Consider the following 24,019-nt stretch of genomic DNA (forward strand, 5'->3'; position numbering starts at 1 on the left):
TCGCCCCCGCCCGATATAATGACGCCCCTTTACTTGTTGGACTCCGAGGTTGTGAATGCGGCTTGATAAATTTCTGTGCGATTGTTCCGATTTGACCCGCTCGCTGGCAGGCAAACTGATCCGTCAGGGTGAGGTCATGGTGGATGGCATTGTGGTCAAGCAGCCCGCCTTTCATATCAATGAGCAGAGCCAGATCGAGTTTGACGGCGTGCTGCTGACGCTGGAGCAGCGCAACCGCTATTTCATGCTGCACAAGCCGGAAGGGTATGTCTGCTCCAACGAGGATCCGGATCACCCGACCGTCTTCTTCCTGATGGATGAACCGGCGATGGGCAAGCTGCACGTAGTGGGTCGCCTCGACCTCGATACCACGGGTCTGGTGCTGGTGACCGACGATGGTCAATGGTCCCACCGCATCACCTCACCGCGTCACGAGTGTGCCAAGACCTATCACGTCTGGCTGGCCGATCCGGTAAGCCCGGATGCGATCGCGCTGTTCGCCGAAGGGGTCTACCTGCGTAACGAGACCGATAAAACTCGTCCTGCCCAGCTGGAAATTCTCAGTGAGTGCGAGGCACGCCTGACCATCCACGAAGGCAAGTACCACCAGGTCAAGCGGATGTTTGCCTCCATCGGCAACAAGGTCGTTGGCTTGCATCGCGAGCGGGTGGGCGGCCTGACGCTGGACGAAGATCTGGCCCCCGGTGAATACCGCGAGCTGACCGCTGAGGAGATTGCCCTGTTCTGATCTGGGATGGTGCCGGGTGTCAGTGAGTGCTGAAACCCAGCACCAGCGCCGTGCCCAGGGTGGCAATCAGTGCACCCGCCCAGGCGGCAATGGATGGCCGCTCCCCCGAGTGCCACCACAACAGCGGCAGCAGCAGTACCGGCGTGGTGGAGGAGAGAATGGCCACCATGCCCACCTCGCCCTGCCGCAGCGCCATCAGGATCAGCGTCATCCCCAGCCCCATCGCCAGAAAACCGTTGGTGGCAATCATGGCGAGGATATGGCGATTGACCGGTTTTAGCGGCATGGCCAGCGGCAAGCGCCCCAGCCGCAGGACGCAATGGGCCAGCAGGGCACTGCCCATCCGGATACCCGATGCACTCACCGCATCCACCTCACCACTCATCATCACCGGCTTGGCGATGATGGCTCCCACGCTTTGACACAATGCCGCCGTCAGGCCAAGGCCAATTCCCAACGCCAGATTGCCACGGATCTGCTCCCACTCGTTGTTGCTACTGCGTCTGCCAAACAGGATCGCCAGCATCACGCCGGCAAAGACCAGCACGGCCCCCAGCAGTCGCCAGCCCGTCAGCTGTTCATTAAAGAGCCAGAGCCCAAGCAGGGCGGAAAACAGCGCATGGCAGGAGAAGAGCATGGCACTGCGTCTTGGCCCCAGCCGGTTCATGCAGGCAAACAGCGCGGTATCGCCCACGAAGATACCGACCAGCCCCGAGATGGCGAGCAGGGGCAGGGCGCTTGCGGTGAGGGTTTGCCAGCCACCGGTGAGCAGACTCATGGTGCCGAGCATCAGGCTGACCAGAAACATGCGCCAGCGGCTGTAGGCAAATGCGCCGAGATGACGGGCCGGTTTGACCGAAATTAGCGCTGCAACTGCCCATAAACTGGCCGACGCGAGGGCCAGCCACTCATAACCCATAAAAACTCCTGAAAAAATTAACCCGAAAGACTCCATCTCCCGGGCAAGCCCGATACAATACGGGGCGTTTTCGGGGATAACAAGAGCGGCTTCAGGCATTCACCAGGCGCGCCGTCGGCCTTCCCCTCCTGCAGTGGTTTTATTCGAGGTTTTGTCATGAGGTATGGTTTCTTCCCCAAGCTGGCGCAACGCTGGCTCTCCCCGCTATTGCTTGCCGTGCTGGCTGGGCCCCTGGCCCATGCCACCACCGTTGAGCAGCAGCCTCTGCTTGCCGATCGGCAAACCCTGGTCAAGGGCAACGGTGCCGAGCCGGAGTCGCTGGATCCGGCACTGGTGCGCTCAGGTTTCCCGGGGGAGGCGGTACTGGTCGATCTGTTTGAAGGGCTGGTCAGCGATGATGGGCAGGGGCATATTGTCCCCGCTCAGGCCCAGCGCTGGGAGGTGAGTGCAGATGGACTGGAGTGGCGATTTTTCCTGCGTCCCCAACTGAAGTGGTCCAATGGCGAGCCGCTGGTGGCCGCTGATTTTGTCTATGCCTGGCGCCGTCTGCTCGATCCTGCCATCAACTCTCCTTCTGCCGGATTGCTGCTGGCGACGGGGATCAACAATGCGCAATCCATCTATGCCGGTGCGCTGGAGCTCGGCAATCTTGGCATTGAAGCGCAAAGCGATCAGATCCTGAAAATCACTCTGGAGCGGCCGGCTCCCTATTTCCTGCAACTCATCAGTCAGCGCCCCTTTGTGCCAGTCAATCAGAAGGCGATAGCCAAATTTGGCAAACAGTGGACCGAGCCCGGCAAGCTGGTGAGCAATGGTGCTTATCGGCTGGCAAGCTGGACGCCGAACGAGCGGATAGAAGCCGAGCGCAATATCCACTACTGGGATGACCTTCACACCCGTATCGGACGGGTCACCTACCTGCCGATCACCTCGCAACATGCCGAACGGCTGCGCTATGAGGCTGGTGAAATCCAGCTCACCAACAAGGTCTCCCTCGGCTATTACCAGAAGATGAAGCGCGAATCTCCGGAGCGGCTCTGGGGCTTGCCGCTGTTTGGCACCTATCTCTATGCGTTCAATTTGAAGCGACCCGAACTGCAGGATGTGCGGGTGCGTCAGGCGCTCTCCATGGCGGTTGATCGACAGCAGCTCATTGGATCGGTGAGCGGGCAGGATGAACAGGCAGCATGGTCGCTGTTGCCGGAGATGCCGGGTTACCCCCGGGTGATATTGCCTGTGGCGCTTGAAGATATGCCGACCCGCCAGGCCAAAGCGGCAGCGTTGTTGTCAGCGGCCGGGTATAACAGTGCCAATCCACTCAAGCTGAGCATTACCTACAACAGCGCAGAAACCCACAAGCAGATGGCGATGGCCATTGCCGCCATGTGGCAGAAGCTGGGGGTACAGGTCACCCTCAACAGTCTGGAGTGGGGTGCCTATCAGGTGGCCAAGGATAGCGGTGATTTCCAGGTGGCCAGAAGCTTCCTGTTTGGCGATTACGTGGAGCCGTCTGCCATGCTGGGCAGCTTCCGTTGTCAGGACCTGCGCAACGAGAGCGGCTACTGCAATCCCGACTTTGATCTGTTGCTGGAGCAGGCAGCCAATACGCTGGACAGCGCGAGCCGGGTTGAACTCTACCGGCATGCCGAACAGTTGCTGCTTGAGGAGGCGCCGATCCTCCCCGTGTATCATTACAATCAGATGAGACTAGTCGATCCCGCGCTGCGAGGGCTGCCCAGCCAGAATTTGAAAGGGACGATTGCCACCAAGGATCTCTATTTCAGCCCGCAGTGAGGAGCATTTCATGAAACTTGCCATCATTTCCGACATCCACGGCAGCATCATTGCGCTGGAGCGGGTGCTGACCCAACTTGAGCCCTGGCAGCCGGACCACTATCTGCTGCTCGGCGATCTGCTCAACCATGGCCCGCGCAATCCTCTGCCGGAGGGATATAACCCGGCCGCCGTGGCTGATCGGCTCAACGAGCTGGCACCGCAGATCATCGCGGTGCGGGGCAATTGTGATTCCGAAGTGGATCAGATGCTGTTGCGCTTTCCCATCACAGCCCCCTACAACCAGTTGCTGGTCGATGAGCGGCGCTGGTTTGTCAGCCATGGCCATCTTTATCGCCCGGACGAGGTACAGCTACCGCCGGGCAGTCTGTTCCTGAGCGGTCACACCCATGTGCCGGTGCTGGAGTGGCAGGGGGAGCGGGTATTGATGAACCCGGGGTCGATCTGTTTCCCGCGCGGCGAGTTGCCTGCCAGTTACGGGTGCTATGAGGACGGGGTACTGCGCGTCAATGCGTGTGAGAACGGGCGAGAGCTGTTGCGACTGGAGCTTTAAAACGGACAGCAAAAATGCAAGGCCTGATAAGAGATGTCAGGCCTTGATACCATAGGAGCGGGTGCCAGAGCGAGTATTACCCTTGGCGTCATAGGTCAGACTGTTGCGATCGCGCAGCTGACTCAGAAAGGTTGCCAGACGACGGTTGGAGACGATGCTCAATTCAAGCAAGCGACCGTTGATATCATTTTGTGCCTGGCAGGCATCCAGTTTTGCACGAAGCTGTGCCATCTCGTCGGGATAGGCTGCCAGCTGCAGTGCCAGTTCCGGCATCTCTGCGAGGGTCTTGTCCAGGGTTTCTATCGCAGCAAGCAACTGCTGTTTGCGCTCGGTCAGTGCGGGCAGGGCCAGTGCCTGATGCTGTTCGAGCAAGCTGAACTCCTCTTCCAGAATGCCTTGCATCTGGCTGAGGTAATCATCTTGGGTGTGCAGTAACGAAGGTAAATCCATCATCCCAGAACTTTGTCCAGATTGGCCTCGAAACTGAACATCTTCTTGGCCACAGCGTCGCTGTTAACCTGATATTCGCCACTCGCGACGGCTTTTTTCAGCCGTTCGACCTTGCTCTCATTGCCGGTCGAGGCGGTATTGAGGTTTTGTTGCATCTTTTGCAATTGTTGCGCCTCACTGGTCAAGGAGACGGAGTCCAGCTTGACAGTAGCCGCTTTGTTTTCGGGCGATGAGGTGACTGACTTGCTGCCTGTCCCCTGGCTATTAGCGGTATTTTGCAACCGATTATTCGCCAAGTTGTTGATATTGTTGATGGCCATTTTAGTTACCTTCGTCTGCTTTAAGGTTTGCTTACCTGTTTATCGGTGCGGCAGATCAAAACTTTAGAAAAAAGTTGTCAAGGATCCGGATTTAAAAAGTGACGGATACGGCACCTACTGCACTGACTTTACCCTCAACGGTTTTGCCGGAGCGAATATTGACGAGTTTGATGATCTCTCCGAAGCTGCCATCTTGCAAGGCTCGGGCCATGGTTTTGATCTGGAAGTTGCTGTTTTCTGCCGTCAAGGTGACCTGATCCCCTTTGCACACTACACAAACCTGGCTCAAACGGATGGGTTGCCCCGGTTTTAACTCCCGCTTGCTGCGTACTCCGACAAGAGGGGTTGTGTCAGTCAGGTAGTCGCCGCGGATCAGGGTCTGATCTTGATAGGCCAACACCAGCTGGCTTTCACTCAGCAGGTCCCCCTTGGCGATGGGGTTGGCCACAGTGACATAGGGCTTTTGAATGCTGACCCGCACCGGGAGATAGACGTCCCAGGGCCTTTCTTCCTCACATTTAAGGTAAACTGTTGTATTACGGCGAATTTCCATTTTTGCTGGTAAGCTGATAGTGAGCAGATCTTCGCAGCGGGTCAGTGGGAGCCGTTCATCTAGCGTGGCAGAGGTGACCTCTGCTCTGGCATCCAACGGAATATCCAGCTGGCTGTAAACGAACTCTTGTGCCTTTTCTTGCAGATAAGTAGTGACGTCCGAGGCGTAGCTGGAAGATATGCTGCCAAAAAAGAGGCTGATGAGTAAAAGTCGGTTAATCATTTTCGCTCGTTGGTCGATAAGTTGTTCACGCATATCACCATATTTAACTATGATTGCTTCAGAATCTGTTCGTTGTCACATCGATAGTCTGACGCAATCCATCACGCATGCATGATTAATGCCAAGCGTTTTTAGGGAGTGTTTATGGCCAGTATCCTGGACTCGGTCAACCAACGTACCCAGCTAGTGGGGCAAAACCGGCTGGAGTTGTTGTTGTTTCGTCTCAATGGACGTCAAAGATTTGGCATCAACGTATTCAAAGTGCGTGAAGTGTTGCAGTGTCCCCCCTTGACCGTGATGCCCAAACTGAACTCCTGCATCCGCGGGGTCGCACATATTCGTGGCCAGACTATCTCGGTCATCGACCTCAGCATGGCGGTTGGCAAACGCCCGATTGATGATCTGAGCAAATGCTTCATTATCATCTCCGAGTACAACCGCTCTATTCAGGGGTTTCTGGTGCATTCGGTCGAGCGCATCATCAATATGAACTGGGAATCCATCCTGCCTCCGCCCAAAGGTGCGGGTCGCATCAACTACATGACAGCCGTGACTGAAGTCGACGGCGAGTTGGTCGAAATTCTTGATGTTGAGCGGATACTGAATGAAATTTCACCGGTTGCAACGGATGTGAGTGAGGAGTTGGTTCAGGCCAGCGTCGACCACCCGACTCTGGGGCGTCCTGTTCTTGTTGCGGATGACTCCTCAGTGGCACGCAAACAGGTACAACGTGCGCTTGAGGCCATCGGCGTCGAGTGCGTGTTGGCAAAAGATGGCCGCGAAGCATTGAACATGCTGCTGGAAATGACCAAAAATGGTCCTATCAAGGATCAGGTTGCGCTAGTTATTTCGGATATCGAAATGCCGGAAATGGATGGCTATACCTTCACTGCCGAGATCCGGAATAATCCCAATCTCAAGGATTTGCATGTTATTCTGCATACCTCGCTCAGTGGAGTATTCAACCAGGCAATGGTGCAGAAAGTTGGTGCGAACAATTTTATCGCCAAGTTCCAGCCTGATGAATTGGCCAAGGCCGTACAAAACGCACTCTAATAAAGAAGAACAGCTGCATGAAGACACTTTCGGACGACTTATACAAACAGTTCAGCAATTTTCTGGCGGTACAGAGCGGAATTGTGCTGGGGGATAACAAACAGTATCTGGTGAAGAGCCGTCTTTCACCTTTGATGGCTCAGTTTGGCATCGAGAGTCTGTCTGATCTGGTTACCCGTGCAATGAGTGTGCGAGAGCGTGACCTGAAAATGGCCGTGGTGGATGCCATGACGACCAACGAGACCCTCTGGTTTCGTGATACCTATCCGTTTCAGCTTCTTACCGACAAGATTTTCCCCGAGTTGGGGAAAAGTGGCCGTCCCATCAAGATCTGGTCAGCCGCATCCTCGTCAGGTCAGGAGCCCTATTCCATTGCCATGACGGCACTGGAGCAGCAGATGAAAAAGCCGGGTACCTTGCCTGGTGGAGTGCAGATTGTCGGGACGGATATTTCGACGACCATGCTCAATCAGTGTAAGGAAGGCGTTTACGATAGCCTTGCTCTGGCGCGCGGTTTGTCACCGGAGCGCAAGAAGATGTTTTTTGAGCCTTACGGTGACAACAAGATGCGGGTTGCCGAGCGAGTCAGAAAATTGACCACCTTCCGGCCACTCAACTTGCTGGAGAGCTATAGTCTGCTCGGCAAGTTTGACATTATCTTTTGCCGTAACGTGCTCATCTATTTTGCGCCGGAAGTGAAGTCGAAGATCCTCAACCAGTTTGCTGCCAGTCTCAACCCCGGTGGATATCTGATGCTGGGAGCGTCGGAGTCACTGGCCGGGTTGACTGACCGGTTCGAGATGATCCGCTGTAATCCGGGGATTGTCTACAAGGTAAAATAGGCCTGACCGCCTTGATATTCGGGGTCTGCCGGATATTGCCAGTTCATACAAAGAGGGAAGCCGCGAGCTTCCCTCTTTCTTTATCTACAGCACCGTCTTTCTATTTACCTACCATATCTCGCCACTGCAAAAGTGGTTGAAGCCTTAAGGTGGCCAAATGATGCCGTCTGACCCAATGCGCGAGATGCTCCTGCCGTTTTCGGTCTGAAATGTGCTCATACCCAAACCATCGAACTGAGTGATTTGCTTATGGCACACCTCTTGCTAACAAAATATACCAAGCAGGAGGTGTGCTATGGCTCTTTCATTTGACAAGGCATTCGGTGTGCATCAACACACCATAAGCGTTCGCGCCAAGCGTGCTGAGGTGCTTTCCAGCAATATTGCCAACGCAGATACCCCAGGCTTCAAAGCCAGGGATATCAATTTTGCTCAGGCATTGCAGGAGGCTCAGTCGCATCAGGGTTTTGGTTTGGCAACGACCAGCGAAAAGCACTTTGCCTTGAATATGGACGCTCTGGGTACCGTGCAATATCGCAACCCGCTGCAACCGGATACCGGTGACGGCAATACAGTCGATGTGCAGCAGGAGCGCAGCGAATTTCTGCGCAATAGCCTCGAGTATCAAACCTCCCTTGAATTTATGAATAGCAAGATCAGTGGCCTGCTCAAGGCACTGAAAGGAGAGCAGTGATGAGTTTGTTCAAGGTCTTTGACATAGCAGGCTCGGCTATGAGTGCACAGTCAGTGCGCCTCAACACGGTTGCCAGCAACATGGCCAACGCGGACAGCGTCAGCTCCAGTGTGGAAAATACTTACCACGCCAGGCGGCCAGTCTTTGCCGCCCAGCTCGATCAGGCGATGTCTGACAAGCAGGGCTCGGTCGGGGTTGAGGTGAAAGGGATTGTCGAGAGCAAGGCGCCACTGCTCAAGGAGTACAACCCCAACCACCCGATGGCGGACAAAGACGGTTTTATCTTCAAGCCAAACGTCAACATGGTTGAAGAGATGGCCGACATGATCAACGCCTCGCGCAGCTACCAGACCAACGTACAGGTTGCTGATTCGGCCAAGAAGATGCTGCAGCAGACGCTCCAGCTTGGCAAATCCTGATAGGAGGGATGCAGCATGGTCGATACAACCAACAGTGCTAACGGTATAAGCCGTACCACGACCCAGACGACAGGCACCACCACGACGCCCAAGAAAGAGCTGGATCAGGCTTCCTTTCTAAAGCTGCTGACCATGCAGCTGTCGTATCAGGATCCTTTCAAGCCTGTTGATAACGCCCAGATGCTCTCCCAGATGGCATCCATGTCGACATCTGAGGGGATCAGCAGTTTGTCCACTCAGATGGGTAAGCTTAATGACCAGATGATCTCCAGTCAGGCACTGCAAGCCTCCGCATTGGTGGGACAAAATGTGCTGTTGCAGAGCAATACCGGCTATCTGGATAAGGAGGGCTCTCTCCCCGGTGTTGTGGCTGTGGGAACGACGAATAAATATTCGAGCGTCAAGGTCACCATCGAAGATGAAAAAGGCCAGGTTATCAAGGAATTCTCTCTCGAAGGGGAGCAGCGAGGCAACGTTGAAGTTGCCTGGGATGGCACAGACAAAGATGGAAAGCGGGTCAAGTCAGGTAAATATGTGATTAAGGCAAGCGGTACTCTGGATGGCAAATCTGAAAGTATTGCTGCTTATGCTTACGGCAAGGTGGATAGTGTGGCGCTGGGCAATGCGAGCAATCCGACAATGCTTAACGTGAAAGGCTTGGGTAGCACGCTGTTGAGTAGCATCTTGCAAATATCAGGAACTAATTCAAACCAGACGGTTACACCGTCAAAAACCACGTCGACAGCATCGATCTAAGGAGCTGGATATGTCATTTAACAATGCCTTGAGCGGTGTCAACGCGGCACAAAAAGACTTGAACGTCACCGCCAACAACATTGCCAACGTTAACACCATGGGCTTTAAAGAGTCCCGTGCCGAGTTTGCGGATGTCTACGCCAACTCCATCTTTGTCAATGCCAAGACCCAGGTCGGTAACGGTGTAGCGACAGGTGCAGTTGCTCAGCAGTTCCACCAGGGGGCGCTGCAATTTACCAATAACGCACTGGATCTGGCTATTCAGGGTAACGGCTTCTTTGTGACCTCTGACGGTCTGACCAACCTGGATCGCACCTACACCCGTGCCGGTGCCTTCAAGCTCAATGAAAACAGCTATATGGTCAACAATCAGGGCCATTATCTGCAAGGTTACGAAATCAACGCTGATGGCACGCCCAAGGCGGTAAGTATCAATGCGACCAAGCCGATTCAGATACCTGACAAGGCCGGTGAACCAATCAAGACAACCAAGATTGACGCCAGTTTCAACCTGCCATCGACAGCGGCGCCCCTGCCCGCAGGTAATGCGGTGGGTGATGCCTCTACTTTTGACCCCAAAGATTCGAAAACATATTCCTCTTCAACTTCTGTGGTGATTTATGACTCACTGGGTGAGCCGCATACCATCACGCAATATTTTGTCAAAGAGGCTGACCCGGCAGATCTGACCAAACCCGCCAATCCTACTGCTTGGCGTATGTACCTCTACCAAGGTGATAAGCCTATTGATATTGTCGGTGGTGTCACACCCACTATGGCGACTGGTTTGAGTCAGGCGCCTGCTGGCGCAAGAGTTACCTTCGGGGCTGATGGCAAGATGATTACCCCGACTACACCGGCGACCATCAAGACAGAGCAATTGGGAGCCGCGCCCCCGACAGGCGCTGGCATTATCACCAATGGTGCAGATCCCACTCAGCAGGTGGATATCAACTTCGGAACGGTGACCCAGTATGCTTCACCGTTTGAAGTCAACAAGTTGACTCAGGATGGTTCCACTGTCGGTCGTTTGACCAAGGTGGAGATTACTCCGGATGGTATCGTGTCCGCGACTTACAGTAACGCAACCACCATCAAGGTAGCCATGGTGGCAATGGCCAAGTTTGCCAACTCACAAGGATTGACTCAGGTTGGTGATACCTCTTGGCGTCAGTCTCTGCTCTCTGGCGATGCCTTGCCGGGGACGCCAAACTCAGGGACATTTGGCACCATCAAATCATCCTCCCTAGAGCAGTCCAACGTGGATTTGACCTCGGAGCTTGTGGACCTGATCACTGCTCAGCGTAACTTCCAGGCCAACTCCCGTTCTCTGGAGGTCAATAGTTCGCTACAGCAGACCATCCTGCAGATCCGTTAATTGCACAATACATGATAATGAGAGGGGGCTTGGCCCCCTCTCTGTTTCTGTCGCATTCCAATCCTCCTTCTCCCCCCATATTTCTGCTGTTGGCACTCTAATTGCATTTCTTCTGTCAGAGTCATCTGTTTGACGGAGAATTCCATGGATCACCTGCTTTATATCGCCATGTCCGGGGCCAAAGAGACCATGAACAGCCTGGCTGTTCGGGGCAACAACCTCGCCAATGCCAATACCACCGGCTTCAAGTCCGATTTTGAGCAGGCGAGAAGCATGCAGGCGTTCGGAGAGGGCTTGCCAAGCCGGGTGTTTGCCATGGCTGAGCGCCCGGGGCAGAACCTGCAGCATGGCATGCTGATGACCACCGGACGGGATCTGGACGTGGCGGTGGATGGGCCGGGCTGGATTGCCGTGCAGGATCCCAAGGGCGGTGAGGCCTATACCCGCATGGGGAATTTGCAGGTCAATGCGACCGGCAACTTGCAGACCTCGACCGGACTGAATGTGGTGGATGACGGTGGTCAGCCAATCGTGTTGCCTATGCCGATGGAGAAACTCGAGATCAATCGGGATGGCACCATCAGCGGTCGTCCTGAGGGGGCTGCCGCCAACTTGCCGGAAGATTTTCAGCGGATCAAGCTGGTCAACCCGGCCGCTGATGCGGTGGAGAAGGGCCAAGATGGTCTGTTTCGCCGCAAAGATGGCCAGAATGAACCCGCCTCTGCCAACGTTGGCCTGATTGCCGGCTCCCTTGAGGGGAGCAACGTCAATGTGGTGGATGAGATGACCAACCTGATCCGGCTGCAACGCCAGTTCGAAACCCAGGTCAAAATCATGAAGACGGCCGAAGAGAATGATGAAGCTCAAACCCAACTACTGCGAATCAGCTAATCAAGGAGTTACCTATGAATCCCGCACTCTGGATCAGCAAGACCGGGTTGGATGCACAGCAGACCAATATTTCGGTCACCTCGAACAACTTGGCGAACGCCAGCACCGTGGGCTTTAAAAAGTCACGGGCCATCTTTGAAGATCTGCTGTATCAAAATATCAACCAGCCCGGTGGCCGCTCTTCTGCCGATACCGAGCTCCCCTCCGGCTTGATGCTGGGGGCGGGTGCCAAGGTGGTGGCGACCCAGAAAAACCACAGCCAGGGCAACGTACAAACCACTGACAACTCGCTCGATTTGATGATCAGTGGTCGTGGTTACTTTGAAATTCAGCTGCCGGATGGTAGTGCGGCCTATACCCGCAACGGTCAGTTCACCCTTAACGATGAAGGGACCATAGTGACGCCGGGTAATGGTTACCCGCTGCAACCGGAAATCCAGATCCCGGAAAACGCCCAGAGCGTTACGGTGGGTGAAGATGGCCAGGTCTCGGTGCAGCTCAAGGGCGATGGCGCTTCTCAGGTCGTCGGTCAGATCAACATCTCCGACTTCGTCAACGCCAGCGGCTTGCAGCCGATGGGGGAGAACATGTTCGTCGAGACCCAATCCAGTGGTGCTGCCGCCCAGGGGACTGCCGGTGCCGATGGCTTGGGGGTGATCAAGCAGGGGATGCTGGAGACTTCCAACGTCAACGTGACCGAAGAACTGGTGAATCTCATTCAGGCTCAGCGGGTCTACGAGATGAACTCCAAGGTGCTCTCCGCCGTGGACGGCATGATGTCCTTCCTGATCCAGCGTACCTAATTAGGAGGTGCATGATGAAAGCCGTATGGATGCTGGGATTGTTGGTGCTGGGTGGGTGTAGCAGCACTCCCAATACGCCCAAGCCTGATGATCCCGAGTTTTCCCCCGTCTACGGGGAGTCGGAGCCGGTGTCGGTGCGGCCGACAGGGGCGATTTTCCAGCCGGATCAGGTCAATGGCATCTATTCGGATATCAAGGCGCACAAGGTAGGCGACATCATTACCATCGAGTTGTCGGAGTCGACCTCCGCCTCGAAAAAGGCCAATACCCAGAGTGGCAAGGACAATAAATTCAATCTGGATCCGGTCAAGCTGGGTGGCGTGCCGGTCACCGCCAGCCCCTATGATCTTTCGGCTTCCATTGGTCAGAACAGCGCGTTCAAGGGGCAGGCCAAAGCGGACCAGAGCAACAGCCTGCAGGGCAATATCTCGGTCAGCGTGGCCAAGGTGCTGCCCAACGGCAATCTGGTGGTGCGTGGCGAGAAGTGGATCATGCTCAATAATGGCAATGAATATATCCGGATCACCGGCCTTATTCGCCCGGAGGATGTGACGTCGGATAACAGCGTTTCATCCCAGAAAGTGGCCAATGCCCGCATTTACTACGGTGGTACCGGCGATCTGGCCAATAGCCAGGAGCAAGGGTGGCTTACCAGCTTTTTCAATGGTCCCTGGTGGCCGCTCTAGGAGATGTTATGAAGTCACTCCGTCTTGTCACACTGCTCTGCTGTCTGCTGCCCTTGGGCGTGGCCAATGCGGCCCGGATCAAGGACATCAGCTCGGTTGAAGGGGTGCGTAACAACCAGCTGATTGGTTACGGTCTGGTGGTGGGGTTACCCGGCACTGGCGAGAAGAACAACGCCTTCACCGAGCAGACCTTCCGTACCATGCTCAACAACTTTGGTATCAAGGTGCCGGATAACATCAAGCCCAAGATCAAGGATGTGGCGCCGGTGGCGATCCATGCCGACCTGCCCCCCTTCTCCAAGCCGGGCCAGACCATCGACGTAACGGTGTCGGCCATTGGCGAGGCCAAGAGCCTGCGGGGCGGCACTCTGCTGCAAAGCTTCCTGAAAGGGCTCGATGGGCGGGTCTATGCGGTCGCCCAGGGCAGTCTGGTGGTTGGTGGTCTGGGGGCCGAGGGGGCTGATGGTTCCAAGGTAGTGATCAATACCCCGACCGTCGGGCGGATTGCCAACGGTGCGACCGTGGAGCGGGAGGTGCCCAACTCCTTCAGTCAGGGGGACACCATCACCTTCAACCTTAACCGACCCGACTTTACTACTGCGCGCCGTCTGGCCGATGTGGTCAACGATCTGGTGGGGCCCAATACCGCTCAGGCGCTCGATGCCACCTCGGTCAAGGTTTATGCCCCGCGGGATCCGGGTCAGCGCGTCTCCTATCTCGCCACCATCGAGAATCTGGAGGTGGATCCGGCCAACGAGGCGGCCAAGATCATCGTCAACTCCCGCACCGGGACCATAGTGATCGGCAGTCAGGTCAAGCTCAAACCGGCGGCCATCAGCCACGGCGGGTTGACGGTGACCATCGCCGAAAACCAGCAGGTCTCCCAGCCCAACCCGCTGGCGGGAGGAGAGACGACGGTGACCAACAACTCGACCATCAATGTCCAGCAGGAGCCGGGGCGAATGTTCAAGTTTGATACCGGTGCGACCCTGGACGATCTGGTCCGGGCGGTCAATCAGGTCGGGGTCGCCCCCGGTGATTTGATGGCCATCCTTGAGGCGCTGCAGCAGGCAGGCGCCATCGAGGGGCAACTGGTCATATTGTAACAAGCGGCAAGTGGTTGCCACGGGTGGCAATGAGGTAAGCAAAATGGCGGAGTTTGACAGCAACAGCGGCATGAATCTCGGGATGGTACAGGACATCAAGAACCTGGATCGTCTGCGCCAGATGAGCCAAAGCAAAGAGGGACAGGCCGAAGCGCTCAAGAGTGCGTCACGCCAGTTCGAGTCAATCTTTACCCAGATGCTGTTTCAGAGCATGCGTCAGGCCAACGGGGTGTTGACTCAGGACAACCCGATGAACAGCAGCTATACCCAGTTCTATGAAGGGATGCTGGATGAGCAGCGGGTTGCCGACATGTCCAGCAAGGGGGGACTGGGATTGGCTGACATGGTGGCCAAGCAGCTCTCTCCCGAGACCTTTACCCATCAGGATGGACGGGTGCTCAAGATGCCGCAGCGTACCGAACGGACCTACAAACCCTATCAGCCACCCACGGCCGCTGCCGATGATTTGATCGCGGCATCAAAAGTTGGCAAAGATTTTGCTGAAAGAGAGATGACCGAGGGGGTCAAGGAGAGCCACGGACTCACTATGCCCCGTCGACCGCACCGCAGCATTCCGCCCATGGGACGCATGGCCAGCGAAGAGAGCAGTGCCACCGGTAGTGGGGGCAAAGAGTTCGATACACCGGAAGAGTTTGTTAATCGCCTGATGCCGCTGGCCAAGAAAGCGGCCGACAAGCTGGGGTTAAGCCCGGCGGTACTGGTCGCCCAGGCGGCACTGGAGAGCGGTTGGGGCAAGCGGGTGATCAAGGATGGCGAGGGGCAGGTGACCCATAACCTGTTTGGCATCAAGGCCGATCCGCGCTGGGCAGGGCCCAAGGCGGTGGTCAGCACGCTCGAATATGAGCAAGGCGTCGCCTCCCGCCAGAAAGCGGCATTTCGCTCCTATGAGTCGTTTGAAGAGAGCTTCAACGACTACGTGGACTTCCTCACTTCCGGCTCTCGCTACAAGGGAGCCCTGGCGAAGGTGGATAGTCCCGATCGCTACTTTGAGGCGCTGCAACAGGCGGGTTATGCCACCGACCCGCACTACGCCAGAAAATTGAAACAGGTATTGCGCAGTGATGCCATTGCCCAATACAACGAGATGGAGCTGTAACATATGGCAAGCGACCTGCTTGGGATTGGTTCATCGGGCGTGCTGGCACAGCAACGCCTGCTGCAGACCACCAGTAACAACATAGTGAACGTCAATAGCCAGGGCTATGTGCGTGAGCGTACGCTGGTGTATACCAATACCATCGGTCTGGGGACCGGTGACATCAAGACCCAGCGGGTAATCAACGACTATATGCAGGGGGAGGTGCGCCGTGATACCTCCGCCTATCATGCCTCCCTGACCCATTATGAACAGCTGGCAGGCGTTGACAGCTTGCTGGGGGATACCAGCAACAGCGTGGGGGCGGCCATCACCTCCTACTTCAAGTCATTTCACTCAGCCAATGAATCGCCTGCCGAGATCGGTGGGCGCAAGGTGGTGATGACGGAGTTGAGTGGCATGGTCAACCGTTTTCATACCCTCTCGGCGCAGCTCGACAAGCAGAGCGATACCCTCAACACCCGTATTGAAGATGAAACCAAGCAGGTCAACAGCCTGCTCACCAGCATCAATGATCTTAATCAGGCCATCATCCGCACCCAGGGGTCACCCGAAGAGAACCTGATGCTGTTTGATCAGCGGGATGAGGCGATCCGCCAGCTGTCGGAGAAGATGGATATTCGCACCGTAGCCCAACCCAACGGCAGCATGCTGGTCAATATGAGCACTGGCCATTCGTTGATCCTTGATGGGGGCGTCGCCCAGTTCAAGGTGATTGCAGGAGATCCTGACTCCCGGGATCAGGAGCTGCAGCTGACCCTGGGGGCGAACAAGGCAACCATCGATCACGATACGTTTGGTGGTGCCATGGGGGGGCTGTTCAAGGCGCGTACCGACCTTGAGCCGACCAAGCGCGAACTGGGGCAGCTGGCCGTGGCGATGGCTGATGCGATGAACCAGCAGAACCGCCTCGGGATGGACTTGGATAACGAGATTGGCGGCGATATCTTCACCCTGCCTACCAGCAAGGGCTTACCCTACGGCAATAACACGGGGACGGTCGGGGCGAATGTCAGCTTCGTGCCGGGCAAGGGGACATCAGTGACCCCGTTTGATTACGAAGTGCAATTTAGCAGCGCTACCGGTTATGAGGTGTTCTCGCTGGACAAGTCTGGCAATCGTACCTCTGTGAGCACGGGGACCATGCCGCCAGCGACCTTTGAGCTGTCCGGGCACGGGATCTCGATCGATCTCACCGGCACGCCGGCTGCGGGTGACAAACTGTTGCTGCAACCCACCAAAAGTGCGGCCGCCGGTCTGGGTCAGCTGATCACCCGACCGGAAGATTTGGCCCTGGCCTCTCCGCTTAAAGCGGAAAAGACCACCAATAATGGCGGCGGGGCAGATATCAAACTGGGTGGCGTATTCAATACAGGTGCAGGGTCAGGTTTTGGTACCAATAGTCTGAGCCCGACAGCGCCCCAGGTGGTCAAAATTGATGGCAGTGGTAACTATCAGGTGTTTCAAGCCGATGGTACTACCTTGATTGGCACTGCCCCTGCGAGCAGCAAAGGGCAAAACCTGATGTCTGCGATCGTCAACCCTTTTCCCGCCGGAGCCACAGTCTATGCCAACCCGAAACAGGCCCCCGGCTACGAGTTCAGCATCACCGGGACGGTGGATGCCGGTGACAGCTTCAAGCTCAGTTACAACAGCAATGGCTTTGCCGATAACAGCAATGGCCTGGTTCTGGCCGAGCTGCAAAACAAGGATCTGGTGCGCAAGAGCACCAATGGTGGGACGACCAACGACAAGATGACCTTCAATCAGGCCTATTCCGGGTTGGTGATGGAAGTGGGTAACAATACCAGTCAGGCAAAAACGCTGCTCAAGGCCAATGAATCCAAGCTTATCCAGAGCACCGGCATCTTTGAAAGCGTGTCTGGGGTCAATCTGGAGGAGGAGGCGGCCAATCTGATCCGCTTCCAGCAATCCTATGCGGCATCGGCGCAAATCGTCAGCACGGCCAAAACCATTTTCGATACACTGCTCTCTTCCGTGAGGTAACGTCATGCGCATCACCACCAACATGATCTACGACCGGAATTTATATTCCCTCAACAGTGCCAACGAGCGGTTGAATACTGCCTATCAACAGTTGCAAACCGGCAATAAATTTCAGACTGCCGGCGAAGATCCCGCAGGGATGAGTCAGAAGATGGCTCTGACCAAGGAGATTGACCTGTTCAAGCAGTACAGTGTCAATGGCAGCTTGCTGGAAAACAGCCTGGGGCATGAAGAGACAGTATTGGATTCTCTTAATACGGCGATGCTCAGTGCCCAGACCCTGATCCAGAAGTCAAATAATGGCGCTATCAGCATGGATGATCGCAAGGCCATCGCCAGCGAGCTTGAAGGGTTGCAGCAGCAGATGTTCGACCTGATGAATAGCAAAAACTCATCGGGTGAATTTATATTTGGTGGCAATCAGAGCAAGACCCAGCCATATATAAAAGACGTCAACGGAAAATATATTTATCAGGGTGATCCAGGTCAGCGAAATATTCAGGTCTCACCCACAGTACAAATCGCTGCCAATGATTCCGGGCAGGATCTGTTTGAAATCGTGGCGACCAGAAGAACCGCCAGTGCAACCACCGCAAATATCAAGGTCGGGATAGGCGATCAGGGTAACTTTGATAATTTCTATAAGTCCAATTATAACTCGGCACTGCCCAGCAACACTTATACCGTATCAACCACCATAGGTCCGCCTGATACCTATCATATCAAGGATGCCGGTGGCAATACGTTGCAAACGGGTAACTACACTGCTGGCACCAAGATCCCCTTTAATGGTCTGGAGCTGACCCTTGATTTGCCTGCAGGTGGTGCGGCTCAGCAGTTTGATCTTAATCCACCGAAGAATGACAACATATTGAATGGTATGTCGGACTTTATTACGGCTCTGCGAGATCCGGCTATTTCTGCCGAGACCTTCGAGCAGAAAATAGCCGATGCCACCGTTCATATGAAAAATGCCCGCCTGAATATCGATCATGGGTTGGGTGAGTTGGGCGGCCGGATGAACAGTCTGGAACAGGCTATGGGCTCCAATGAGGGATTGAGTACCCTCAACGCCGAGGCGAGAGCCAAGGTATCGGAAGCGGATCTCTATGAAGTGATTTCCGCGCTGTCAAAAGAGGATGCGGCATTGAGTGCCTCGCAACTCTCTTTCAGCAAAATAAGCCGTCTGACATTATTTGACTATATTCGCTAATTAAAGAAGGGCCCCTTTGGGGCCTTTTCTTTTGTCCAGACTATGAAAATTGGTTCCGTGTCATCTCCTGCCAATTGTAACAAGCTGTTGCCGTTGCCAATTTAATGGTGGTTGCGGGGTTGACCTCCCTGCGGGATTGGATAATCATGCCGCCCGCACAACAGAGGGTTGTGCGAATTATTTGCAGCATCTCGTTAGGCGAGGCTCCTGTATAAACACAGGCCACTGATCTCACGACGTCCAGAGACGCCCAAGATCAGGACAGTTTTCATCGGATTAAGGTGTAAACCCAAGTGGCTTCCGGCATGCCGGATACGTTATACAGTGCTAAAGCTGGTACGTGGGGATGATGACACGCCGAACGGCGTCATTTCCTGCCTATTACTCGTCAATCAAATTGCTGTTTTCTTGTCGTTGCCTCCGGCTATTTCCGGAGGCATTCAGGCTCGCCTGAAATCACATGAGGATATCTGTGATGAAGAAAACACATACCATTCTTAACCGTCACCAACTGCTCGATCTGGCCGCCCTGCAGGGTTGGCTGGAACATAATCTGGATCCGGTTCAGCGCGCCGATCAACTGCTGACCCTGCGTCCGGAAGAGCTCAACTGCATCTTTGATACCCTGCCAATCCCGCAAGGGGCCGAACTGCTTGGTTCACTCTCGGCCGAGAGTGCCGGGCGCCTGTTGCAGCGGCTCCATGGCAGCATCGTCAGCGTGTTGCAGGAGGCCATTCCCCGCCGTGAGATGGTCGCCATCCTGCGCAAACTGAGTCGTCAGGATCGCACCATGTTGCTGGCTCGCTTCCCGACCCAGGCGCAGGCCATGTATTACTCCCTGCTGGATTGGCCCACCGAGTCGGTGGGGGCCAACATGCGCCACGAATATCTGGCGGTGCGGGAGGAGGACACGGTCGGTCACGCCAAACAGCTGATCCACGATGCCTGGGACAATGCCCAGCTGTTTCGCCATATCTATGTGGTCAACGGGGATGGTCGTCTGCAAGGGAGCCTCTCGCTCAAGACCTTGCTGATCGCCGACCCGCTGGCCAGTGTCGCGACCCTGATGGATCGGGAGACTGTGCGGATCAACGCCCGTGCGGATCAGGAGCTGGCAGCGCGCCTGCTCATCGACCGCGACCTGTCGGTATTGCCGGTCGAGGATCAGGGGCGACTGGTCGGTATTTTCCACGTCGATGATGCGGCGGATATTCTGGAGCTCGAATCCACCGAGGATGCCGAGATGCAAGGAGGCTCATCACCGCTCGATACCCCTTACTTGCAGGCGACCCCCTGGCAGCTGTGGCGCAAACGGGTAGGCTGGCTGCTTATCCTGTTTGTGGCGGAAGCCTACACCGGCACCGTGTTGCGGGCATTCGAGGAGCAGCTGGAAGCAGCCATTGCGCTGGCCTTCTTCATTCCGCTCCTGATTGGTACTGGCGGTAACAGCGGCACCCAGATCACCACCACCATAGTACGAGCCATGGCGGTCGGGGAGGTGAGCCTGCGCAATCTCGGCACCGTGCTGAAAAAGGAGCTCTCCACCGGTCTGCTGATCTCGGGGGCCATTGCTATGGCGGCCTGGGTGCGGGCCTGGAGTCTTGGCGTCGGTCCCCAGATTGGCATGGTGGTGACCTTTACCATCATCGCTATCGTGCTCTGGAGTGCCACAGTCGCGTCCATTATTCCCATGGTGCTGCGCCGTTTTCGCATCGATCCGGCGGTGGTCTCTGCGCCATTCATCGCGACACTGGTGGATGGCACCGGCCTTATCATCTACTTCGAGATGGCCAAGTGGTTGTTGCCCGAGTTGCAGTAACCGGGAGATTGAGATGCAAAAGGCAGCCAGTGGGCTGCCTTTTTCATTTATCTCTCCGGTTTAGCCGAGCTGGAACAACAGTGGCCAGCCCTGCTCCTGACAGTAGCGGTGTTCCTTCTCCAGATTCTGCATCAGGAGACGGTTCTCCTCGCACCAGTCGATCGGCAGGGTCACGACCAGCTGATCCCCTTGCACTGCGACTTTCCACTCAGGCAGCAGGTTGTCCTGACGCTTGTGATGAGCGGCGACCGCGAGGCGCAGGATGCGGATGCAGCGCAGCACCGTCTGCATGTCGTGGTTGGGCAGGGGAGGCAGCTCGGAGAGCTTGAGCCCCTTGCGCTGAAAGCGTACCAGCGCCGCCAGCAGGGCCTGATCGTCCTGGTTGAAGCCGGGCAGGTCGGTGTGTTGCAGGATATAGGCGGAGTGACGGTGAATGCCGCTGTAGTTGATGGCAAGGCCAATTTCGTGCAGCCGCGCTGCCCAGCCTAGAATGGCGCGATAGGGTTCTATCTCCATCTGCCAGGGCTCTTGCAAGGCATCGAACAGCGTCAGCACGCTCTGCTCCACCCGGGCGGCTTGTTTGCGGTCCATCCGGTAGTGGGTACCGAGCGCCTGTGCGGTACGCTCGCGAATATCGTGGTGCTGCAAGCGCTCCTCGAACTCATACAGCAATCCTTCGCGCAGAGCACCATCGGAGTAGTCGAGCCGCTCGATGGGCAATGAGGTAAACAGGCCAAGCAGGATGGCGACCGCGGCGGCAAACACCTCCTGACGCTCCTCGGTAAGCCCGACCAGTTTGAGGTTATCGACTCGCTTGCGCTCAATCATCAGCGCCTTGAGCCGCTCCAGCCCCTCCAGCGTGATGCTGCCGTCAGTCAGCCCTTCCCCCTGCAGCACGTCGCGCACGGTACGAATGGAGCCTGAGCTGCCAAGGCAGCTCTGCCAGCCCAGCTTGCGGTACTGGTTGACGATGGGGGCGAGCTGGTGCTGCGCCTCCAGCACGGCATTGGTGAAGTGCTTGTCGCTCAGCTTGCCGCTGGCAAAGAAGCTCTGGGTAAAGCTGACGCAGCCCATCTTGCGGCTGGTGAGGGCCTTGTGTTCAAACCCTTCACCGATGATGAGCTCGGTGCTGCCGCCGCCGATATCGATCACCAGTACCTGGCCCTCGATATGCTGGGTATGGGCAACCCCCTGATAGATGAGCCGTGCTTCTTCCTGCCCGCTGATGATCTCGATGGGGTGGTTGAGCACCTTGGCTGCTTCACTCACAAATTCGCGCGCGTTGCTGGCACGGCGCAATGTGTAGGTACCTGCGATGCGGATCTGATCCGGTTTGATGTTGGTGAGCCGCTCGGCAAACAGCGACAGACAGGCGAGGCCGCGTTCCATCGCCTCCGGGCTCATCCGCTTCTGCTCATCCATCCCTTCCGCCAGCCGTACCCGCTCCTTGATGCGATCGACGATGCGAAAACGCCCTTCGCTCAGATGGGCGATCACCATATGAAAACTGTTGGAGCCGAGATCCACGGCGGCATAGAGACTATTGTCCATTGTTTGACTCGATACGTTTGAGATAGTCGTAAATCGCCACCTGAGAGCGGATCTTGCGGCGGTTGCCCCGCTTCACATATTCGTTCTGCTGGTCGGCATCAATGACCCGCGCCTTGCAGGTATCACTCAGTTGTAGCTCGAGAATGTCCATGATGCGCTGCTTGAGCCGCTCGTCATAAATGGGGGTGCCCACCTCAATACGGCCGTCGATATTACGGCTCATCCAGTCGGCGCTGGAGATATAGAGCTGGGGGTTGCCCTTGTTGTGGAACACCATCACCCGCGGGTGCTCGAGGAAGCGGTCGATGATGCTGATCACCTTGATGTTGTCACTGAGGCCCGGTACGCCCGGACGCAGGGCGCACATGCCACGGATGATCATCTGGATCGGTACTCCCGCCTGCCCGGCGGCATAGAGGCGGTTGATGAGATCCTTGTCCACCAGATTGTTGATCTTGAGGATGATACCGCTCGGCTGGCCCGCCTTGGCGTTGGAGAGCTCGTTGTCGATGAGGCGATAGAGCTGACGGCGGCTGTTGATGGGGGAGACCAGCAGGTGGTTGAATTTGTAACGCTTATAGGGGTATTCAATGTATTCAAACACTCCTTCCACTTCGGCGGTGATGTCCGGATTGCGGGTTAGCAGCGAGAAGTCGGTGTAGATCTTGGCGGTCTTCTCGTTGAAGTTGCCGGTACCGATATGGGCATAGCGCACCGCCTCGCCATTTTCGTGGCGGGTGATGAGGCAGAGCTTGGAGTGGATCTTGAGGCTCGGTACCCCGAACACCACCTTGACCCCGGCATCGGTGAGGATGTTGGCCCAGTCGATGTTGGCCGCTTCGTCGAAACGGGCGCGCAGTTCGACCACCACGGTCACCTTCTTGCCATTGTTGGCAGCATCGATGAGGGAGTGGATGATCCGCGACTTCTTGGCGACCCGATAAATGTTGATGCGAATGGCGCTGACCGCCGGATCGAACGCCGCCTGGCGCACCAGCTCGGTGAAGTGGTGGAATTTGTGGTACGGGTAGTAGAGCAGGATATCCTGCTTGGTAATCGCATCGAAGGCGTTGACGAAGCCGTCAAAATCGCGGCAATCGAGGGCCGGCAGCTTGGGGTTTTCCAGATAGTCACGACCCACATTGGGGAAGCCGATGAAATCCTTGAAGTTATGGTAACGCCCACCCGGCATGATGGCGTCGTAGGAGCTGATCTGCAGCTTGAGCTTGAGGAAGCTTATCATGGCGGCGGGCATCTCCCGCTCGTAGACGAAGCGCACCGGCATGGCGGTGAGGCGCTGCTTCAAGCCGTCACTCATCTTGTCCACCAGGCTCAAGTCCAGCTGGTCGGAGAGGTCATATTCGGCATCCCGGGTCAGCTTCATCGCATAGGCGGCAATCTCGTCGTAGTCGAAGAAGCCTTTGAAGATCTCGTCGAGGCAGAAGCGGATGACGTTATCCAGAATGATGATCTGCTTCTTGCGGCGGGTCCCTTCCGGCGGCAGCTGGAAGAAGCGGGGGAGGTCGTCGGTCGGCACTTCCACCAGGGCGTACTGGATCACCTGACCGTTCTTCTTCATCTCGATGGCCAGATAGGTGTACTCATCCTTGAGGAATTTGACCGGATTGACCTCTTTGTTGAGCAGGATCGGGATGATGTGACGCAGCACCTTCTCCTTGAAGAAGACCCGCAGCCACTTCTGAATGGCATCGGAGAGCTGGTTCTCGTTGACCAGAAAGATGTTGTGGCGGGCCAGTGCAATCAACAGCTCTTTATAGGTGTTGTCGAACGCTTCACCGAGCGCCATCACTTTTTGCTGGATGGCGCGCAGCAGCACTTTCGCTTCATCGTCGCCACCATGTACTTCATTGATGAGGATGCGGCGCTTGACGTCCGATACCCGTACCTTGAAGAACTCATCCTGGTTGGAGGAGAAGATCCCCAGAAAACGAACCCGCTCGATGAGGGGCACCGTCTTGTCCATTGCCTCTTGCAACACCCGTTCATTGAATGAGAGCCAGCTCAGCTCTTTCTCTTCATACTGCTTGTCGGTGCTCATCTTGTGCCTCTGTTTCAGGTCGCGTCTGCGCGGCAGTTATGGCGTTAAAATATGACAAATAAA

The 24,019-nt window shown here is 56.0% G+C and carries 23 protein-coding genes and 1 riboswitch; of the genes, 17 read left to right on the top strand and 6 right to left on the bottom strand.

What is annotated here, in order from left to right; all coding sequences use genetic code 11:
* Positions 1–55: 55 nt before the first annotated feature.
* Positions 56–748, top strand: coding sequence for a 16S rRNA pseudouridine(516) synthase RsuA (rsuA, locus tag AB5Y99_RS16565; protein ID WP_323892503.1), 693 nt, complete (start codon positions 56–58; stop codon positions 746–748).
* A 19-nt stretch (positions 749–767) separates the two neighbouring features.
* Here the strand turns inward: rsuA and AB5Y99_RS16570 are convergent, their stop codons facing one another.
* Positions 768–1,667, bottom strand: coding sequence for a DMT family transporter (locus AB5Y99_RS16570; protein WP_323892504.1), 900 nt, complete (start codon positions 1,665–1,667; stop codon positions 768–770).
* Between the two features lie 156 nt (positions 1,668–1,823).
* On the opposite strand from AB5Y99_RS16570, the gene AB5Y99_RS16575 reads away from it, so the two are divergent.
* Both AB5Y99_RS16575 and yfcE read left to right on the top strand, forming a co-directional pair.
* Positions 1,824–3,461 (top strand): peptide ABC transporter substrate-binding protein, encoded by a 1,638-nt coding sequence (locus tag AB5Y99_RS16575; protein ID WP_323892505.1) that lies wholly within the window; start codon positions 1,824–1,826, stop codon positions 3,459–3,461.
* Positions 3,462–3,471: 10 nt separating this feature from the next.
* Positions 3,472–4,014 (top strand): phosphodiesterase, encoded by a 543-nt coding sequence (gene yfcE, locus AB5Y99_RS16580; RefSeq protein WP_323892506.1) that lies wholly within the window; start codon positions 3,472–3,474, stop codon positions 4,012–4,014.
* A gap of 36 nt (positions 4,015–4,050) precedes the next feature.
* Here yfcE and AB5Y99_RS16585 read toward each other — a convergent pair whose 3' ends face one another.
* The 3 genes from AB5Y99_RS16585 to flgA all read right to left on the bottom strand — a co-directional run bounded on the left by AB5Y99_RS16585 (position 4,051) and on the right by flgA (position 5,559).
* The gene (locus tag AB5Y99_RS16585) at positions 4,051–4,467 is read right to left on the bottom strand and encodes a flagella synthesis protein FlgN (protein ID WP_040066163.1); all 417 of its coding nucleotides are present in this window, start codon (positions 4,465–4,467) and stop codon (positions 4,051–4,053) included.
* A complete protein-coding gene (gene flgM, locus AB5Y99_RS16590; protein ID WP_005334177.1) occupies positions 4,464–4,784 on the bottom strand; it encodes a flagellar biosynthesis anti-sigma factor FlgM in 321 nt (106 codons plus the stop codon). Before flgM ends, AB5Y99_RS16585 begins: the two co-directional genes overlap by 4 nt.
* A 91-nt stretch (positions 4,785–4,875) precedes the next feature.
* Positions 4,876–5,559, bottom strand: a complete 684-nt coding sequence (flgA, locus tag AB5Y99_RS16595; protein ID WP_323892614.1) for a flagellar basal body P-ring formation chaperone FlgA — start codon at positions 5,557–5,559, stop codon at positions 4,876–4,878.
* 144 nt (positions 5,560–5,703) lie between these two features.
* Between flgA and AB5Y99_RS16600 the strand changes: the two genes are divergently transcribed.
* The 14 genes from AB5Y99_RS16600 to mgtE all read left to right on the top strand — a co-directional run bounded on the left by AB5Y99_RS16600 (position 5,704) and on the right by mgtE (position 20,346).
* The gene (locus AB5Y99_RS16600) at positions 5,704–6,615 is read left to right on the top strand and encodes a chemotaxis protein CheV (protein WP_005334174.1); all 912 of its coding nucleotides are present in this window, start codon (positions 5,704–5,706) and stop codon (positions 6,613–6,615) included.
* Positions 6,616–6,632: 17 nt separating this feature from the next.
* The gene (locus AB5Y99_RS16605) at positions 6,633–7,457 is read left to right on the top strand and encodes a protein-glutamate O-methyltransferase CheR (RefSeq protein WP_005350656.1); all 825 of its coding nucleotides are present in this window, start codon (positions 6,633–6,635) and stop codon (positions 7,455–7,457) included.
* A 295-nt stretch (positions 7,458–7,752) separates the two neighbouring features.
* Positions 7,753–8,151 (top strand): flagellar basal body rod protein FlgB, encoded by a 399-nt coding sequence (gene flgB, locus AB5Y99_RS16610; RefSeq protein ID WP_064338293.1) that lies wholly within the window; start codon positions 7,753–7,755, stop codon positions 8,149–8,151.
* On the top strand, positions 8,151–8,570 hold the full coding sequence (gene flgC / locus AB5Y99_RS16615; protein WP_005350658.1) for a flagellar basal body rod protein FlgC: 420 nt from the start codon (positions 8,151–8,153) through the stop codon (positions 8,568–8,570). The genes flgB and flgC overlap by 1 nt, the downstream gene beginning before the upstream one ends.
* Positions 8,571–8,585: 15 nt before the next feature.
* On the top strand, positions 8,586–9,326 hold the full coding sequence (locus AB5Y99_RS16620; RefSeq protein ID WP_019446133.1) for a flagellar hook assembly protein FlgD: 741 nt from the start codon (positions 8,586–8,588) through the stop codon (positions 9,324–9,326).
* Positions 9,327–9,336: 10 nt separating this feature from the next.
* A complete protein-coding gene (flgE, locus tag AB5Y99_RS16625; RefSeq protein ID WP_019446134.1) occupies positions 9,337–10,704 on the top strand; it encodes a flagellar hook protein FlgE in 1,368 nt (455 codons plus the stop codon).
* Between the two features lie 144 nt (positions 10,705–10,848).
* Positions 10,849–11,595: a flagellar basal-body rod protein FlgF gene (gene flgF, locus AB5Y99_RS16630; protein ID WP_005334159.1), complete on the top strand. Its 747-nt coding sequence runs from the start codon at positions 10,849–10,851 to the stop codon at positions 11,593–11,595.
* 14 nt (positions 11,596–11,609) lie between these two features.
* Positions 11,610–12,398, top strand: coding sequence for a flagellar basal-body rod protein FlgG (gene flgG, locus AB5Y99_RS16635; RefSeq protein WP_005334158.1), 789 nt, complete (start codon positions 11,610–11,612; stop codon positions 12,396–12,398).
* Positions 12,399–12,412: 14 nt separating this feature from the next.
* Positions 12,413–13,084: a flagellar basal body L-ring protein FlgH gene (gene flgH / locus AB5Y99_RS16640; RefSeq protein WP_005334152.1), complete on the top strand. Its 672-nt coding sequence runs from the start codon at positions 12,413–12,415 to the stop codon at positions 13,082–13,084.
* Positions 13,085–13,092: 8 nt separating this feature from the next.
* Positions 13,093–14,190 carry a flagellar basal body P-ring protein FlgI gene (locus AB5Y99_RS16645; protein WP_005350664.1) on the top strand — a complete coding sequence of 366 codons (1,098 nt, stop codon included), beginning with the start codon at positions 13,093–13,095 and terminating at the stop codon, positions 14,188–14,190.
* Positions 14,191–14,233: 43 nt separating this feature from the next.
* A complete protein-coding gene (gene flgJ, locus AB5Y99_RS16650) occupies positions 14,234–15,307 on the top strand; it encodes a flagellar assembly peptidoglycan hydrolase FlgJ (protein ID WP_323892507.1) in 1,074 nt (357 codons plus the stop codon).
* A 3-nt stretch (positions 15,308–15,310) separates the two neighbouring features.
* Positions 15,311–17,314 (top strand): flagellar basal body rod C-terminal domain-containing protein, encoded by a 2,004-nt coding sequence (locus tag AB5Y99_RS16655; protein WP_323892508.1) that lies wholly within the window; start codon positions 15,311–15,313, stop codon positions 17,312–17,314.
* A gap of 4 nt (positions 17,315–17,318) precedes the next feature.
* Positions 17,319–18,527, top strand: a complete 1,209-nt coding sequence (gene flgL / locus AB5Y99_RS16660) for a flagellar hook-associated protein FlgL (protein WP_323892509.1) — start codon at positions 17,319–17,321, stop codon at positions 18,525–18,527.
* A gap of 183 nt (positions 18,528–18,710) precedes the next feature.
* A riboswitch (M-box (ykoK) riboswitch) is annotated at positions 18,711–18,880 on the top strand.
* A 122-nt stretch (positions 18,881–19,002) separates the two neighbouring features.
* Positions 19,003–20,346 (top strand): magnesium transporter, encoded by a 1,344-nt coding sequence (mgtE, locus tag AB5Y99_RS16665; protein ID WP_058056049.1) that lies wholly within the window; start codon positions 19,003–19,005, stop codon positions 20,344–20,346.
* Between the two features lie 60 nt (positions 20,347–20,406).
* Here mgtE and ppx read toward each other — a convergent pair whose 3' ends face one another.
* Positions 20,407–21,897, bottom strand: coding sequence for an exopolyphosphatase (ppx, locus tag AB5Y99_RS16670; protein WP_139444045.1), 1,491 nt, complete (start codon positions 21,895–21,897; stop codon positions 20,407–20,409).
* Complete coding sequence (gene ppk1 / locus AB5Y99_RS16675; protein ID WP_368210205.1) at positions 21,887–23,956, bottom strand: polyphosphate kinase 1; 2,070 nt, start codon at positions 23,954–23,956, stop codon at positions 21,887–21,889. The genes ppx and ppk1 overlap by 11 nt, the downstream gene beginning before the upstream one ends.
* Positions 23,957–24,019 lie beyond the last annotated feature (63 nt).

It is taken from the genome of Aeromonas sp. R4-2, assembly GCF_040908295.1.
Classification (GTDB): Bacteria; Pseudomonadota; Gammaproteobacteria; order Enterobacterales; family Aeromonadaceae; genus Aeromonas; species Aeromonas veronii.

Excerpts from the sequence above, each read along its gene's own strand:
- rsuA (WP_323892503.1), top strand. The coding sequence starts at position 56 with ATGCGGCTTGATAAATTTCTGTGCGATTGTTCCGATTTGACCCGCTCG.
- AB5Y99_RS16570 (WP_323892504.1), bottom strand. The coding sequence starts at position 1,667 with ATGGGTTATGAGTGGCTGGCCCTCGCGTCGGCCAGTTTATGGGCAGTT.
- AB5Y99_RS16575 (WP_323892505.1), top strand. The coding sequence starts at position 1,824 with ATGAGGTATGGTTTCTTCCCCAAGCTGGCGCAACGCTGGCTCTCCCCG.
- yfcE (WP_323892506.1), top strand. The coding sequence starts at position 3,472 with ATGAAACTTGCCATCATTTCCGACATCCACGGCAGCATCATTGCGCTG.
- AB5Y99_RS16585 (WP_040066163.1), bottom strand. The coding sequence starts at position 4,467 with ATGATGGATTTACCTTCGTTACTGCACACCCAAGATGATTACCTCAGC.
- flgM (WP_005334177.1), bottom strand. The coding sequence starts at position 4,784 with ATGGCCATCAACAATATCAACAACTTGGCGAATAATCGGTTGCAAAAT.
- flgA (WP_323892614.1), bottom strand. The coding sequence starts at position 5,559 with ATGATTAACCGACTTTTACTCATCAGCCTCTTTTTTGGCAGCATATCT.
- AB5Y99_RS16600 (WP_005334174.1), top strand. The coding sequence starts at position 5,704 with ATGGCCAGTATCCTGGACTCGGTCAACCAACGTACCCAGCTAGTGGGG.
- AB5Y99_RS16605 (WP_005350656.1), top strand. The coding sequence starts at position 6,633 with ATGAAGACACTTTCGGACGACTTATACAAACAGTTCAGCAATTTTCTG.
- flgB (WP_064338293.1), top strand. The coding sequence starts at position 7,753 with ATGGCTCTTTCATTTGACAAGGCATTCGGTGTGCATCAACACACCATA.
- flgC (WP_005350658.1), top strand. The coding sequence starts at position 8,151 with ATGAGTTTGTTCAAGGTCTTTGACATAGCAGGCTCGGCTATGAGTGCA.
- AB5Y99_RS16620 (WP_019446133.1), top strand. The coding sequence starts at position 8,586 with ATGGTCGATACAACCAACAGTGCTAACGGTATAAGCCGTACCACGACC.
- flgE (WP_019446134.1), top strand. The coding sequence starts at position 9,337 with ATGTCATTTAACAATGCCTTGAGCGGTGTCAACGCGGCACAAAAAGAC.
- flgF (WP_005334159.1), top strand. The coding sequence starts at position 10,849 with ATGGATCACCTGCTTTATATCGCCATGTCCGGGGCCAAAGAGACCATG.
- flgG (WP_005334158.1), top strand. The coding sequence starts at position 11,610 with ATGAATCCCGCACTCTGGATCAGCAAGACCGGGTTGGATGCACAGCAG.
- flgH (WP_005334152.1), top strand. The coding sequence starts at position 12,413 with ATGAAAGCCGTATGGATGCTGGGATTGTTGGTGCTGGGTGGGTGTAGC.
- AB5Y99_RS16645 (WP_005350664.1), top strand. The coding sequence starts at position 13,093 with ATGAAGTCACTCCGTCTTGTCACACTGCTCTGCTGTCTGCTGCCCTTG.
- flgJ (WP_323892507.1), top strand. The coding sequence starts at position 14,234 with ATGGCGGAGTTTGACAGCAACAGCGGCATGAATCTCGGGATGGTACAG.
- AB5Y99_RS16655 (WP_323892508.1), top strand. The coding sequence starts at position 15,311 with ATGGCAAGCGACCTGCTTGGGATTGGTTCATCGGGCGTGCTGGCACAG.
- flgL (WP_323892509.1), top strand. The coding sequence starts at position 17,319 with ATGCGCATCACCACCAACATGATCTACGACCGGAATTTATATTCCCTC.
- mgtE (WP_058056049.1), top strand. The coding sequence starts at position 19,003 with ATGAAGAAAACACATACCATTCTTAACCGTCACCAACTGCTCGATCTG.
- ppx (WP_139444045.1), bottom strand. The coding sequence starts at position 21,897 with ATGGACAATAGTCTCTATGCCGCCGTGGATCTCGGCTCCAACAGTTTT.
- ppk1 (WP_368210205.1), bottom strand. The coding sequence starts at position 23,956 with ATGAGCACCGACAAGCAGTATGAAGAGAAAGAGCTGAGCTGGCTCTCA.